Origin of the sequence: Marinomonas posidonica (genome assembly GCF_043643765.1) — a bacterium.
Lineage (GTDB): Bacteria > Pseudomonadota > Gammaproteobacteria > Pseudomonadales > Marinomonadaceae > Marinomonas > Marinomonas posidonica_A.
Genome location: NZ_JBHZSP010000001.1, coordinates 107277 through 122020, shown reverse-complemented (window position 1 = coordinate 122020; position 14744 = coordinate 107277). Strand labels below are relative to the sequence as shown.

The following is a 14744-nucleotide window of genomic DNA, read 5'->3' as shown; positions in this document are numbered from 1 at the left end:
TAACCTTGTCAACACCTCACCTAAAAAATGTCATGGCAAGATATCCAAACTCAATAAACTAATTGTCATACTCATGCCGTATAATAGATGCACCCAAAGGAAATGCAGCGGAGTAAGGCAGTATGAATCTCGACCAAAAAACGCAAGACACGTTAATCAATATTCTACGTCGTACCGGCCAAGAGATTGTTATGCCTCATTTTCGCCAACTCGACAGCCAAGATATCAAAGAAAAAACCAGCCGTAGTGATTTGGTCACCATTGCCGATCAAGCCAGTGAAGATTTTATTACCCATGAAATTCAGCGCTGTTTTCCTGACTGGGCCATTGTCGGTGAAGAAGCCGTCGCCGAAGACCCAACAACGACAGATAAAATTGCAACAGCCGATACTTGTGTCATCATTGACCCTATTGATGGTACTTGGAACTTTGCTCACGGACTTTCTGATTTCGGCATCATTTTGGCTGTCGTCGTCAAAGGAATTACTCGTTTTGGTGTGCTTTATGACCCAGTAAACGATGATTGGATTTATGCGAATAAAGGACAAGGCGCGTATTATCAAGCCACGACTCAGGCGGAACGAGGTAGCTATACAGCACCTGAAACCGCCCCTGTCGCATTGCACATTCAAGCAGACACACCGCTAGAACAACACGCTGGCATCATGTCGATTCATTCCTATGTCGGTGACCGAAAAAAAGACTTTGCTATCAAGGCGACACGCTTTGCTCGCATCAACAACCTGCCTTCTTGCCCCGCTTACCGACAGATGGCACTGGGGCATTTTCAATTTAGCCTAACCTATAAAATGATGCCTTGGGACCACGCGGCTGGAGTGCTGATCTTCACGGAAACGGGCGGTGTGTGCCGTCTACTCAGCGGCGAAGAATACAGCCCAAGTATGCTAGATGGGGAAATGCTCGCGGCGCAATCGGAAGAGCAATGGCAGGAATTGGCAGAATGGTTTAGAGCAAATTAAACCATTCAAATCAGCACATTTATCTAGTTAACGCGCAGATCTAACTAACTCACCAAGGATGCTGAGCAAAGTATTGTTCTAAATGATCAATCAAGGCTCGAACATTGGGCGATAGGTGCTTTCTAGACGAATACAAGGCGTAGATGTCCATGTCTTTTGGTTTCCACTCGGGTAATACATGGCACAAACGTCCATCGTTGATGTAGCGATTCACTAAATACGTTGGCAACATACTAATGCCCACACCATTGAGCGTACCGTGAAGTATCGATGTGGCTTCATTGATGGTTAAGCGACAATCGACAGTGATCGATTCAAATTGCTCGTGTTTCGATAAATGCCAGATATGTTGCTCAAAGTTTTTATAGCCCAAGCAGTCATGTTTCGATAAATCTTGCGGTTGCTGAATATCACCCAATACGTGTTGAGCTTTGTCTAAGTAGGCAGGTGATGCGACCAGAACGGACTCACACCGTGCGATGGGCTTACCAATTAAAGATGGGTCTGGATTAGAGGCAATTCGTATCGCTAGGTCGATGCTTTTCTCGGTTAGATCGGCGGTGCTGTCTTCTAAGTCGATGTCGATATGCACTTTAGGATGCTGTGCCATGAAATCCTGAATTGCTGGCATCAATTGGGAAAAACCAAACGACATACTGGAAGTCATTCGGACCAACCCTGATAATTCGTCATCAATATTTACTAAAGAAATAAAATTATCAGCTTGCTCCAACCAAAGTTCGATGTCTTTTAAACTGGCTTCACCAGCACTCGTCAGTGATATCTTCCGCGTAGTACGATGCAATAGACGAATCTTCAACCAGTCTTCCATGGCTTCTATATATCGTGTCACCATAGGACGAGACATATTTAGACGATCAGCAGTACGAGAAAAACTGCGCGATTGCGCAACATCAATAAACACCTTTGCGGCCGTCACTCTATCCATATTAGCTTCCAACTTGAACGATTTAAGAAACAATAATGTTCATTTTTATGTATTTTTCCGAGCACGTCAATTCTCTATTATGACCACATGAATTAAACATTAGCTCTTTGGAGAGACAACATGAAAAAACTGATTACATTCGCTGCTTCTGCACTTATCGCTCACTCAGCTTTTGCTGCAGACAATAAACCTTTAACACTCGATGTTTATAACGCGGCTCCTAGCAGCTTTAGTGTTAACTCAACTCTGGTATACGGTGAAACAGAAGCCATGGTGATTGATGCTGGTTTCACTAAAGCAGATGCTCTGCGCATTGCCGCTAAAGTATTGGATTCTAAAAAAGAACTCAAAACCATTTTTATTAGCCAAGCAGATCCAGACTATTATTTTGGTGCGGAAACTCTGCACAACATTTTTCCAAAAGCAGACATCATTACTACGCCTGCTGTAAAAAAAGTTATTGAAGAAAAAATGGCAGGTAAATTGGCTTTTTGGGGGCCTCAAATGGGCGCGAACGCACCAGTCGCACCTATCGTCCCTTCCGCTTACACTCAATCTACTTTGACGATTGATGGTCAAACCATTGAGATTCGTGGTACGGAAGGTGTGTTAGCCCACCGCCCTTACCTTTGGATCCCATCAAACAAAGCGATTTTGGGTAACGTAGCGATCTTCGGAAACATGCACTTGTGGATGGCTGATGCACAATCAGATGAGTCTCAAGAAGCTTGGAAAGCACAATTGAAAGAAATGCTTGCACTTAAACCAACAACGGTTGTTCCTGGTCATATGGCAAAAGGCACAGCATTAACGGCTGAGAACATTACGTATTCTCTTGACTACATCAATGCCTTCCAACAAGCCAAAATGGACAGCAAAGACAGCGCAGAATTTATTAAAACAATGACAGCGAAATACCCAAATGCACAAGGTGCTTTGAACCTAAACATCGCAGCGAAAGTCCATAAAGGTGAAATGAAATGGTAAAAGTACATTATTTTTTCGACCCAATGTGTGGTTGGTGTTACGGAGCAACATCGTTAATTGGAATACTAGCAGAGATGACTGAGTTCGAAATTCATTACCACCCAGGTGGCATGATTCCGAAACGTGCGATTGATCCGTCTTTTAGACAGCACATTCTGCAGGCCGATGGTCAAATTGCCACGATGACCAAAGCCCACTTTGGCGATGCTTACAAAGCGAGAGTAGCAAACAGTGGCGAATTTGTTCTTGACTCATACTTACCAACCCAAGCCTTTTTGGTTGGCATTGAGATGGGCATTGAACCACATTTGATGCTGAAAACGATTCAAGAAGCGCATTACCAAGATGGTAAAGAACTGGATAAACCAGAAGCGTTACAAGCTTTAGCGGTTACGATAGGTCTGGATGAAGCCACTTGGAAAGTAAAAATGGCTGAAGCGACATCTACCATGATGGAAGAGATCCAAGAAAGCCAAAAGCTGATGGGACAGTTACAGGTAAGCGGTTTTCCGACCTTGATCATGGAAAAAGATGGCCAGTTCGTTCGCTTACCTCACAGTTCTTACTACGGTAAGCCAACTGAATGGAAAGCGTATTTAGCGTCTTTGGTATAAGGCGAGTATCAGTGACACAAAAACCTCCTGTATTAAAATAATGAATACTGGAGGTTTTTTTATGAAACGAAGTAATACTATAACTGCCAAGCAAAGGTTAACGTACCATAGCGCGTCAATTTATCCATTTCACGCGCATTTTTACGGCCGTTTAAACTAAATGGTGAATTGATAGCAAAGGATAAAGAAGCCTCATCCCAAGCATAGGTTAGGCCTGATGTGAACATATTGTTGTTGTGATCATAGTCTATGGATCGACTATTACGGAAGGTATTACCATCGGTAAATATTTGATTAAAGGTGTAATCAAACTTCAACCCTGCATACACAAACCAACCGCGGTTTACGGCTAATGGATTCGATGCCCGTGTATCAGTGAGTAAAACCGTCGGAAAGGATTCATTCAGATTACGTCCATAGCGCAACATAAAACCTGCACCGACCTCACTTTTAAGCGTTCCTAGCCCACCTTCAATCCCCGTTAATACATCCATATTATTGCTCTCTGATACCCAAGACCGCCAAGTTCTCCCACGCGAAAATTGAAAGACCAATTCATTCTCCAATTGCGTGTCCCACCCCATCGGCTCTTGAGCAGAAATAATTTTATGGATGGTTTTCTGAGTTTGTTTACCCAAGGCAATTGGCCCGACAATTCCCAATGTAGTACTTACTTTATCTGCATAATTTGGACTTACTACAACGTAAGTATTAGTGAAACTAATCAACCCCGAATACGGTAAAGAATCTTTTGGTGGATTCGATAGAGTGAGATCTGAAGGAGTCGTTAATGATTGACCAAAGCTATAGACGTTGACCGCTTGACCTATATTTTCATGTGACAAACTCCATGCCAATGGCATAACCCAAGCATCGGGCTTTGGTAGCGCTATAACGTCATCGTAAACATCATAAAGCGAGACATAAATGCCATTGGTATAGCCATTATCTTCATTAACAAAGAAGTCATTATCCAATGTAGCAGATACCCAGTGAGTCTCAGCTTGCGCAGGAATCGCACTCAAAACCGACAAGCACAATATCAATTGTCGGATTGTTAACGATTTTTTCATTGACTCAATGGCCCTTTCGACGGTCGAACGACTGGCATCATCCTGACTGATATTTTTCATTTTTTTCATTTTTAACCTACATTGGCAACGGATTCTAAATTACCAATTATTATAATTTGAACAAATTCAACTTAAGCTGGACAAGAGATATAACAATGTGGAAGTTAAACAACAGTTTTAGGAAAATTTTGAAATAAATCGATTTTTGTGTAAGGAAAGTGACTTTTCTGGATGAGCGAAGGGGGTTCTCAGTATTGAACGCAATTCACATTATCAAAAAAACCACTACCGACCGTTTTCAAATAGTGGTTTTTATGATCTTTATGGCCTTCAATAGTTCGACGCACTGGGCCTAAAAACTAAATTTGCCAAGCAAGCGTTAAGGTTCCATAACGGCTCAGCTTTTCAGTTTGACGACTTCTTTCCGTTTCCTCTTCGGAAAAAGACGAGTTATAAGCAAACGTTAGTGCGCCATGCCCGCCCACTGAGTAGGTAATCCCAGCGGTAAAGGTATTGTAATTATGATCGTAATCTATTGAGCGGCTATCTCGAAAGGTATTTCCATCCGTAAATATTTGATTGTAAATATAGTTGCTGGACAAACCAGCATAAATAAACCAACTATTGTTCACCCCAATAGGATTAGATGCTCTAGAGTTTGCTAATAAAACCGTGGCATAAGAATCCTGAAGGTTTTGACCGACACGCAGCATCACCCCAGCATTTAATCCACTGGTAATGGTACCAAGACTTACCTGCCCACCAACCAGCAAATCCATAGTATCTGAACCTGTCGCAAGCACTCGCCAAGCACGGCCACGAGAAAAGCCAAATACGACTTCATTCTTTAATTGAGTATCCCAACCTTGCGCTTCTTTCACCCCAATGGCTCTGTGAACACCGTTTTGCGTCTGCTCACCCTTTGCAGCAGGCCCAACGATGCCTAAAGATGTACTAACCCAATCCGCATAATAGGGACCCACCGTGACATAAGCATTGGTGTACTTAAGCAAGCCAGAGTAAGGTAAAGAGTTATCCGGTGGAATTTCTTGCGTAATGTCTTCCGCCGTCGTTAATGTTTGACCAATACTATTAACATTGATCGTATTATAAACACGCCCATTTGGCATACTCCACAGCAATGGACGAACTAAAAAGCTGGGATTTAAACGATTTGCAACATTATAAAAAGAAAAATAAATACCATTGGTGTAGCCGTTATCTTTACCTACAAATACATCATTATCTAGTGTTGCAGAGACAAAATTTTCAATGGCATTGGCTTGCACACTAGACATTAAAAACAGGCTCGCCAGCCACAACTTAAGACTAAATGCCTTGTTTAATCTGCGCACAATGTTGAACCTCGGTAACATATATAAACCATTAAAATCTAAAAACTGCCGCCATTATAAGTCGAACCTAATTGGAATACTCCTAAGCATAACATCTATAACCACCAAGACATTAGCCAACTTAAAACAAAAAACCACTGTTTGGATGATCCAAACAGTGGTTTTTCAATCAAATACTAACTTGAGATTAAATCGACTATGCCCTTAGAAAATTAAGAAACCGAATGAAATAATCACACCAGAACCGATCAATGCCATCAAGCAATACCCCATCACATCCTTTGCACCAAGCCCGGCAATCGCCAATGCTGGTAAGGCCCAGAATGGTTGGATCATGTTGGTCCACGCATCGCCCCAAGCAATTGCCATCGCCGTTTTCGCGGCATCTACCCCAAGCGCAGCACCAGCAGGCATCATAATAGGTGCTTGCACAGCCCATTGACCACCACCAGAAGGTACGAAGAAGTTAACAATACCCGCACTCAAAAAGGTGAACAGAGGGAAAGTGGTTTCATTAGAAATAGACACAAATGCCTGTGAAATAACACCAGCTAACGAAGCGCCTGAATCACCCGTTGCGGTCATCATGCCCATGATTCCGGCATAAAATGGAAATTGCAGTAAGATACCAGAACAGTTTCGTGCCCCTTGAGAAATCGAATTCAGCAAACTTTTTGGCGTACCATGCAATAAGATAGCCGCGAACAAGAAGGTAAAATTGACGATGTTCAAGTGAAGCGCGAAGCCTTTGGTCACGAAGTAATAAATAATATAAGCAAAGCCCATTACGCCCAATGCCAAAGACAAGGTACGACTATTTTCAAGACGCTCCGCTGGCGTCATGTTCTCTTTTTCAACAACGTCGACGACTTGCTCTTCCAACAGTTCAGCATCAATCGTAATGGTGTCTTGTGGAGCTGGGTGCATCAAACGATTTAACAGCGGAATAGTGACAAACATAACCGCTAAAATCGTCAAGTTCATCGGTGAAAAGATGGTTTCTGATGTTGGTATTGCCGCCGTTACCGCGCCATTTGTTACCGCCTCAATATTTTTCCCACCAGCAATAGACAGTGGAACGGAACCCGATAGTCCGCCATGCCAAAATAAGAAGCCACTGTACGCTGAAGCGATTAGCAAACGGTAATCCACACCTTTTACTCGCGCGGCGATCTCACGAGCAAAAATAGCACCTACAACCAAACCAAAGCCCCAGTTTACCCAACACGCCATAGCACTAATAACGGTCACGAGAATAATCGCTTGTCCTGGCGTTGTCGCTACACCAGCCAGCATAGCCAACTTGCGTTTAAACGCCGGCGCACTGGCCATAGCATGTCCCGTCACAACCACCATCGCCATTTGCATAGAGAAACTGAGCAAATTCCAAAAACCACCCGCCCATGCGTTTACCACTTGCATTGGCCCTTGCCCTGTACTTGGCATCACAAACAAGAACACAACAAATGTTAATACGATGGCGAAAATGAAGGGATCGGGTAAGTATCGCTGTAAAAGCGTTACGAAAAATTGGCTTACGCTTTGTAAGACTGTCTTTTTTTGTTCGATAGTGTTCATCAATTTATCCTGTTTTTTATATTTTTTATTAGACGACAAAAGCGAAAGCAGAAAGGGGAATCACTAGGAGCCCCCTTTCTGCTATGCCACTTTATTACGTTTATTTATTTGGTCTATCTAGTACAAAACCTTTTAACGAGATACCAACATAGCGACACCCATTCCGCCGCCGATGCATAAGGTAGCAAGCCCCTTTTTAAGGTTTTGGCGCTGCATTTCATGAAGCAAGGTCACCAAAATTCGGCATCCAGATGCTCCAATAGGGTGACCGAGCGCCACGGCACCACCATTCACGTTGACTTTTTCACTGTCTAAACCAAGCTCTTTATTGACACAAAGCGCTTGAACCGCGAACGCTTCGTTGGCTTCAATCAAATCCAGATCGGCCACTTGCCAGTTCGCTTTACTCAATACTTTTTGTGTTGCTGCAATCGGACCCGTCCCCATAATTTCAGGGTCTACACCCGCTGCACTTGCCGCTTCAATGACCGCTAACACTGGTAAACCTAAGCGCTTAGCTTCAACATCTGAAGTTACAATGACCATGGCTGCGCCATCGTTTAAAGTGGACGCATTACCTGCGGTCACTGTGCCTTCTTTAGCAAATGCAGGGCGTAATTTCGCTAGCGATTCAGCAGTGGTTGAAGGACGAATTTGTTCATCTGCATCCACAATGACTGGCTCGCCTTTACGCTGTGGAATGGAAACCGGCAAAATCTCTTCAACAAAACGCTCAGTTGCTTGAGCCTGCGCGGCTTTTTGCTGAGAGTTTGCGGCGAAAGCGTCTTGCTCTTGGCGACTGATGTCCCAACGTTTGGCAATGTTTTCCGCTGTTTGCCCCATGTGATAATCATTAAACGCATCCCACAAACCGTCGGTTACCATGGAATCTAACAATTCCCAGTTACCCATTTTTTTACCAGAACGACTGTTTGGTAATACGTGCGCAGCCTGGCTCATGCTTTCTTGCCCGCCAGCGACAACCATGTTGGCATCGCCATTTAATACGGCTTGTGCTGCAAGTTGTACAGCTTTCAAACCGGAGCCACATACTTTATTGATCGTCATCGCCGATACATGTTTTGGTAGACCAGAATGAACCGCAGTTTGCCGAGCAGGGTTTTGACCACACCCTGCGGTCAGTACTTGACCTAAAATAACTTCATCAATGTTCTCTTTTAAGATAGGGTGTTTGGCTAACATGCCAGACAATAATTGGGTACCTAGTTGTACTCCACTCAATGAAGATAAAGCCCCATTAAAAGCACCGATTGGTGTTCTTGCTGCAGCAACGATAACGGCCTTCATAAGACAACTCCTATAATTATTATTTGTTGTTCATCGCGGTTAATGATTATTTATCACTCAAGCAAAAACCATTTCCGGTACATGATCCGGTACAATGAGTTTGCCTTGTGTTTTTTCGATAATTTCTTCAACGGAGACACCTGGTGCTCTTTCTTTCAACACAAAAGCGCCATCTTCAATTTCAAGCCAAGCCAAATCTGTCAGGACTTTTTTGATACAGCCCTTGCCAGTAAGAGGCAAAGAACAATTAGACAGCAGCTTTGATTCACCATTTTTAGAAGCATGAGTCATGGTAACAATAATGTTGTCAGCACCTGCGACCAAATCCATCGCACCACCCATGCCTTTGATCAATTTATTAGGAATCATCCACGAGGCAATATTACCATTCACATCCACTTCAAAGGCGCCCAAAACAGTCAAATCCACATGACCGCCACGGATCATGGCAAAGGATTCAGCTGAGGAAAAAATCGACGCTCCCTTCACTGTGGTAACGGTTTGTTTGCCCGCGTTGATCATGTCCGCATCAATGGTTTCTTCGGTAGGAAACTCGCCCATTCCAAGCAAACCATTTTCAGACTGCAGCATAACATCCATATTTTTAGGAACGTAATTGGCAACTAAAGTAGGAATACCAATACCTAGGTTGACATAAAAACCGTCTTGTAATTCTTGGGCAACACGTTGTGCCATTTGTTCTCTGGTCAGTGACATAGGAAACCTCTTTTTCTTATTCTGTTGTCTTATTCGGCGGTCTTAACGGTTCTTTTTTCGATACGTTTTTCAAAGGTACCGAGCACCACTCGATCCACATAAATACCGGGAGTATGAATATGAGCTGGGTCTAATTCGCCAATCTCGACGATTTCTTCTACTTCCACTACGGTGATCTTGCCAGCGGTCGCCGCCAAAGGATTGAAATTCTGTGCAGTGTGGCGATAGATTACGTTGCCGTAACGGTCGGCTTTCCAGCCTTTAACGATAGCGAAGTCGCCGACGATGGCTTCTTCCAACAGGTATTCACGGCCATTAAATACTTTGGTTTCTTTACCTTCGGCAACAGGCGTACCAACGCCTGTTGCGGTATAAAACGCAGGAATACCCGCGCCACCAGCGCGCATTTTTTCTGCCAGCGAACCTTGAGGCGTCAATTCGACTTCAAGTTCGCCCTCCAATAATTGCTTTTCAAACAAGGCATTTTCGCCAACATAAGACGACACCATTTTGCGGATTTGCTTGTCTTCTAACAGAATGCCTAAGCCAAAGCCATCGACACCGCAGTTATTCGATACAACGGTTAAGCCTTTTGTGCCCTTGCGTTTGATTTCAGCGATCAGATTTTCTGGTATACCACACAGACCAAAACCACCGGCAAGCACCGTCATATCATCTTCTAGCCCGATCATGGCTTCTTCATAAGAAGCAACGACTTTGTCAAAACCGGCCATAGTAATTCTCCTATCTTTATTATTTTTAGATAACTTTTCACTTCCAACCAGTTTGACCTAAGGTTATAAATTAATTAAATTTGTTTTTTCTATTTATTAATAAGTTTTTCAAATATATTTGAACCACGAAAATTCAATAAAAGACTTTTAGATTAAGCATTGGCTTACACAACAATTGTGCAAAGGTATCTATGAATATTAAACAAGTAAAAGCCTTCCTCGCTGTCGCTCAGTCAATGAGTTTTGCCAGCGCGGCGACACAATTACATTTGTCACAACCTGCACTGAGTTTATCTATTAAGAGCTTAGAAGATAATTTGGGGGGGAAATTGCTGACTAGAACGACACGCCATATTGCCTTAACACCAGAAGGTGAAGCCTTGATGCCAATAGCCAGACGCTTGTTGGCCCAATGGGAAAACGCCGAAGACGAGATGAAGCAGCGTTTTGCCTTACAGCTTGGCAAAATCACCATTGCTTCCATGCCCTCTTTTGCGGCGTCGTTGCTGCCAAAAGCCATTCGTAACTATCACGCTTCATACCCAAATATTCAGGTCGCCATTGATGATGTGTTATCTGATGTGGTGGTAGAAATGGTACGAAACAACCAAGTGGAGCTGGGGATTTCCTTCGAACCAAGTAACCTTGTGGATTTGGCTTTTCACCCTCTTTATGAAGACAGGTTTATCGCGATATTACCAAAAGGTCACCCATTAGAAGTGCAAGAGACCATATCCTGGCACGCCCTATTAGAATACGATTTCATCACCTTACAACGCCCTTCCAGTGTTCGTGCCATGATAGAGAGCACACTCCATAAAGCAGGTATTGAACTCAACGTGGCATTTGATGCGCACCAACTTGCTACGGTGGGACGCATGGTCAGCGAAGGCATGGGCGTCGCTGTTGTCCCCGCACTGTGCCGACAACAAGCCATAGAGCAAGGCGCAATCTGCCGCCCCGTGATAGAACCTGAAATACGTCGCCGCGTTGGCGTGATTTGCCAACCTAGGTCTAACTTATCCATCGCTGCTGCCGCCATGCTGGATGTGTTAATTGATACTTATGCTTGAGCGCCATGTTAGTGACGTTGAATTGTATTAAGAAAATGACTTTCCTATCCAAAGAATCTTCTATTACACTCAATCCTGTACTATCGTTATAGTCCGAGCCCAAAAAAAACCTCTTCAAGTTGCAGCTTAAAGAGGTTAACTGGGTTCTCAATCTAACACTTGCACACTTAAACCGACTCATTGTTTAGTTGGTTTAAGTGAGCCATTTCACATTAGTTCAGTGGTTCAAAATCCAAGTCTGCGATTTTTTGCACTTTATCGACACGTTTAATGCCATAAACCGTATCCACACCAATCCATGTGTCCCAAATTTTATCTATGGTGCCATCATTTTCCATGGCCATTAAAGCGGTATTCACTTTTGCATAAAACGCGGCTTCACCTTGGCGCATACCAACTCCTACCGGCTCTAATGCCATAGCATCGTCAATCATAGCCAGCTCAACGCCACTTTCTTTCGCGCTGCGGATTAAACTACGAGCGGTCATTCCATTAGTCACAACACCCAAGGATTTATTTTGTAAAACGGCTAGGTACGCCGAACCTGTATCTTGGAAAGTTACTGGCGTTGCACCCGCTAAACGAATCGATTGTTCAGACGTTGAGCCTTTCGTAGAACTGAGTTTTTTGCCGTTAAAGTAGTCTTTGGATTTGTTTGCCAATGGCGCTTTAACAACAAGGCGCTCACGGGCAATGTAGTAAGGATCACTAAATTGAATCTGCTCAGCACGTGTTTTTGTGTAGGCTAGATTCGCAATCACCACATCCACTCGACCTTGGCGAAGCTCAGGAATACGCGCTTCAACAGAAAGTGGCTTAAGTTCTACTGGCACGCCTAATTTATCAGCAAGGCCTTTGCACAAATCCGTATCCATACCGACTAATTGACGAGTCTCAGGATCTGGAGATGAAAACGGTGGCACATCGGCAAAGACACCACACACAAATTTGCCTTTGCTTTGAATATCTGACCATTGATCAGCATGAGCTGCTGAAATGGCAAGTGTACTTAAGGCCAAGGTTGCTGTAATTGATTTAATTATCATCGTTATGTTCCTTTTTTAGTTGGTTTAATTACATCGTTTTCAGTACTTCATTTACAAACTACTCTTGCTTTACTAACCGCGAATATCACGAATAAAACTCTGCGCTCTAGGGTGCGTAGGATTTTGAAAAAAAGTTTCTGGATCAGAGGTTTCCAATATTTTCCCGGCATCCATAAACCAAACTTTATCGGCTACTTCACGAGCGAAGTTCATCTCATGGGTGACGCACATCATCGTCATGCCTTCTTTTGCTAGCGACTTCATGACACTCAATACTTCACCGACCATTTCTGGATCAAGTGCACTGGTTGGTTCATCGAACAACATCGCAGGCGGCTCCATCGCCAGCGCTCTCGCAATCGCCACACGCTGCTGTTGACCACCTGATAGCTGATTCGGGTAGGCGTTGGCCTTGTGAGACATCCCCACCATGTCTAATAACTCGAGCGCTTTGTTTTTTACATAAGAGGTGTTTAAGCCTTTTAATTTCAGTGGCGCTAACATGATGTTGTCCAACACCGACATGTGCGGGAATAAATTGAAATTCTGAAAGACAAAACCAACCCGACTACGGAGCGTGTTTAAGTTTTCACCAACACCATAAACATCATGGCCGTTGTACAAAATCTGCCCACCCTGAATTTCTTCCAATCGATTTACCGTTCTAATTAACGTCGATTTACCTGAGCCTGATGGCCCACAAACAACCACTACTTCGCCTTTTTTCACCTCAGCGTTTACATCTGCCAACGCTTGGTATTCGCCGTACCATTTATTTACTTTTGAAAAAACAATCATATCGTTCACCAATGTCTATTAATCTTAAGAAGTTGTTAGGCAAAACTTTCATCTCAGGTTGCTAGCACATCACTGCCTTGCCGTTTCTTTTCGATACGACGTTCAAACCACTGAGCTAACTGAGTCAGACCAAAACATAAGATGTAATAGGTCACCGCTAAAATGAAATACACTTCAAAGGGTTTGACTAATAGCTGGTTATTAACTTGGTTCGCAGCAAAGGTCATTTCTTGAGCATTAATAATGTAACCAAGCGAGGTTTCTTTAATAATTGAAATGAATTGACTGATTAAACTAGGTATCGAGTTATACAAAGCCTGAGGCAATAAGATAAAAAACATGGTTCTAAAGTAACCCAACCCCAACGCTCTGGAAGCCTCCACTTGGCCAGCTGGCAAAGATTGCAAGCCGCCTCGCACGATTTCACATAAGTAAGCACTTTGATAAAGCACCAAGGTACATAACATAGTGGTAAAACCACCAATGTTTCGGCCAATTAACGATGGCACTAAAAAGTACGTCCAAAAGATAATCATGATCAGCGGAATACCACGCATCACATACACCCAAACCGTAACGGGATGACGAAATATGCCAAAGGGAGACGTTCGTGCGATCGCTAACAGTACACTCAATGGAAAGGCAATAATTAACGCCAAAGAAGCCAAAATTAGGGTGTTAACTAACCCACCTAAAGGACCATGCGGGTATTGACCAATCAGGAACAGCTCCCAATACTGGCTTAATATATCAATGACATTTGCAAACATAGTGGATTACCTCGCATACACTTTATTGAGTTTCTTCGCTAAAAGAGCACCGCTGAACATCAGTAATAGCGAGAAAAACAGGTAAACCAAAGTGGCTACTAAATAGGACTGAAACGTGAGAAAAGTATAATTTTCCACTTCTCTCGTCGCATACGTGAGCTCAACCACCCCAATCGCCATCGCCAAACTGGTGTTTTTAAAAAGCAGCACAGTGTGATTGATAAGCGAAGGCAAGGCATTACGAATACCTTGCGGCAAAATGATGTAATACATGGAACGTAAGTAACCGAACCCTAGTGCTCTAGACGCCTCCACCTGGCCTGTCGGTATGGCACGCATACCACTGCGAATGTCCTCGGAAAAGTAAGCGGCCTGACACAGCCCTAATGCAACAGAAGCAAAGAGAAACTCGGCATTTTGATCAATCAACCACATCTGTAATTCATAAGGGAACAAGGACGAGATACCGAAGTACCACAGCATCAATTGTACAAGCGTGGGGATATTACGGTGGTAAGACACATAGCCTGCTACCACGTAACCTGCTACCTTATTGTTAGTCAAACGAATGACCACCAAACTTAACGCAATGACCATCGCCAGTACCCAAGATAAAGCGGCAAGCTCAAGTGTCATCTTGATGCCGCGAACAATGATATCTAGGTAATCGCCTTGAAGAACTTTTTCGAGGCCTTGTGTAAACTGACTCATGTAGAATCCCTAATTATGTTTACCATTCTGCTGCTTCTAAACCGCTTAACC

15 protein-coding genes are annotated in these 14744 nt (G+C 43.4%); 4 read left to right on the top strand and 11 right to left on the bottom strand.

The window, feature by feature from the left end; all coding sequences use genetic code 11:
• The first annotated feature begins 122 nt into the window (after positions 1-122).
• Positions 123-980 carry an inositol monophosphatase family protein gene (locus ACHUFM_RS00675; RefSeq protein WP_394178582.1) on the top strand — a complete coding sequence of 286 codons (858 nt, stop codon included), beginning with the start codon at positions 123-125 and terminating at the stop codon, positions 978-980.
• A 49-nt stretch (positions 981-1029) separates the two neighbouring features.
• Here the strand turns inward: ACHUFM_RS00675 and ACHUFM_RS00670 are convergent, their stop codons facing one another.
• Positions 1030-1929: a LysR family transcriptional regulator gene (locus ACHUFM_RS00670; protein ID WP_394178580.1), complete on the bottom strand. Its 900-nt coding sequence runs from the start codon at positions 1927-1929 to the stop codon at positions 1030-1032.
• A gap of 120 nt (positions 1930-2049) precedes the next feature.
• Between ACHUFM_RS00670 and ACHUFM_RS00665 the strand changes: the two genes are divergently transcribed.
• Complete coding sequence (locus ACHUFM_RS00665; protein WP_394178578.1) at positions 2050-2916, top strand: MBL fold metallo-hydrolase; 867 nt, start codon at positions 2050-2052, stop codon at positions 2914-2916.
• Positions 2910-3530: a DsbA family protein gene (locus ACHUFM_RS00660; RefSeq protein WP_394178576.1), complete on the top strand. Its 621-nt coding sequence runs from the start codon at positions 2910-2912 to the stop codon at positions 3528-3530. The genes ACHUFM_RS00665 and ACHUFM_RS00660 overlap by 7 nt, the downstream gene beginning before the upstream one ends.
• 77 nt (positions 3531-3607) lie before the next feature.
• On the opposite strand, the gene ACHUFM_RS00655 is transcribed toward ACHUFM_RS00660, so the two are convergent.
• The 6 genes from ACHUFM_RS00655 to ACHUFM_RS00630 all read right to left on the bottom strand — a co-directional run bounded on the left by ACHUFM_RS00655 (position 3608) and on the right by ACHUFM_RS00630 (position 10295).
• Positions 3608-4672, bottom strand: a complete 1065-nt coding sequence (locus ACHUFM_RS00655; protein WP_394178574.1) for a lipid A deacylase LpxR family protein — start codon at positions 4670-4672, stop codon at positions 3608-3610.
• Between the two features lie 290 nt (positions 4673-4962).
• Positions 4963-5958 (bottom strand): lipid A deacylase LpxR family protein, encoded by a 996-nt coding sequence (locus ACHUFM_RS00650; protein ID WP_394178572.1) that lies wholly within the window; start codon positions 5956-5958, stop codon positions 4963-4965.
• 204 nt (positions 5959-6162) lie between these two features.
• Entirely contained in the window at positions 6163-7536 is a 1374-nt protein-coding gene (locus ACHUFM_RS00645) for a short-chain fatty acid transporter (protein WP_394178570.1), read from the bottom strand.
• Between the two features lie 132 nt (positions 7537-7668).
• On the bottom strand, positions 7669-8844 hold the full coding sequence (locus tag ACHUFM_RS00640; protein ID WP_394178568.1) for an acetyl-CoA C-acetyltransferase: 1176 nt from the start codon (positions 8842-8844) through the stop codon (positions 7669-7671).
• A gap of 57 nt (positions 8845-8901) precedes the next feature.
• Positions 8902-9561 (bottom strand): CoA transferase subunit B, encoded by a 660-nt coding sequence (locus ACHUFM_RS00635; protein ID WP_394178566.1) that lies wholly within the window; start codon positions 9559-9561, stop codon positions 8902-8904.
• A 29-nt stretch (positions 9562-9590) separates the two neighbouring features.
• Positions 9591-10295 carry a CoA transferase subunit A gene (locus ACHUFM_RS00630; RefSeq protein ID WP_394178564.1) on the bottom strand — a complete coding sequence of 235 codons (705 nt, stop codon included), beginning with the start codon at positions 10293-10295 and terminating at the stop codon, positions 9591-9593.
• Between the two features lie 191 nt (positions 10296-10486).
• Here ACHUFM_RS00630 and ACHUFM_RS00625 point away from each other — a divergent pair, with 191 nt between their 5' ends.
• On the top strand, positions 10487-11368 hold the full coding sequence (locus tag ACHUFM_RS00625; RefSeq protein ID WP_394178562.1) for a LysR family transcriptional regulator: 882 nt from the start codon (positions 10487-10489) through the stop codon (positions 11366-11368).
• A 212-nt stretch (positions 11369-11580) separates the two neighbouring features.
• On the opposite strand, the gene ACHUFM_RS00620 is transcribed toward ACHUFM_RS00625, so the two are convergent.
• The 4 genes from ACHUFM_RS00620 to ACHUFM_RS00605 form a co-directional block, all read right to left on the bottom strand.
• The gene (locus ACHUFM_RS00620; protein WP_394178560.1) at positions 11581-12414 is read right to left on the bottom strand and encodes a transporter substrate-binding domain-containing protein; all 834 of its coding nucleotides are present in this window, start codon (positions 12412-12414) and stop codon (positions 11581-11583) included.
• 72 nt (positions 12415-12486) lie between these two features.
• Complete coding sequence (locus tag ACHUFM_RS00615) at positions 12487-13212, bottom strand: amino acid ABC transporter ATP-binding protein (protein ID WP_394178558.1); 726 nt, start codon at positions 13210-13212, stop codon at positions 12487-12489.
• A gap of 53 nt (positions 13213-13265) precedes the next feature.
• Positions 13266-13982: an amino acid ABC transporter permease gene (locus ACHUFM_RS00610; RefSeq protein ID WP_394178556.1), complete on the bottom strand. Its 717-nt coding sequence runs from the start codon at positions 13980-13982 to the stop codon at positions 13266-13268.
• A gap of 6 nt (positions 13983-13988) precedes the next feature.
• Entirely contained in the window at positions 13989-14693 is a 705-nt protein-coding gene (locus ACHUFM_RS00605; RefSeq protein ID WP_394178554.1) for an amino acid ABC transporter permease, read from the bottom strand.
• Positions 14694-14744: the final 51 nt, after the last annotated feature.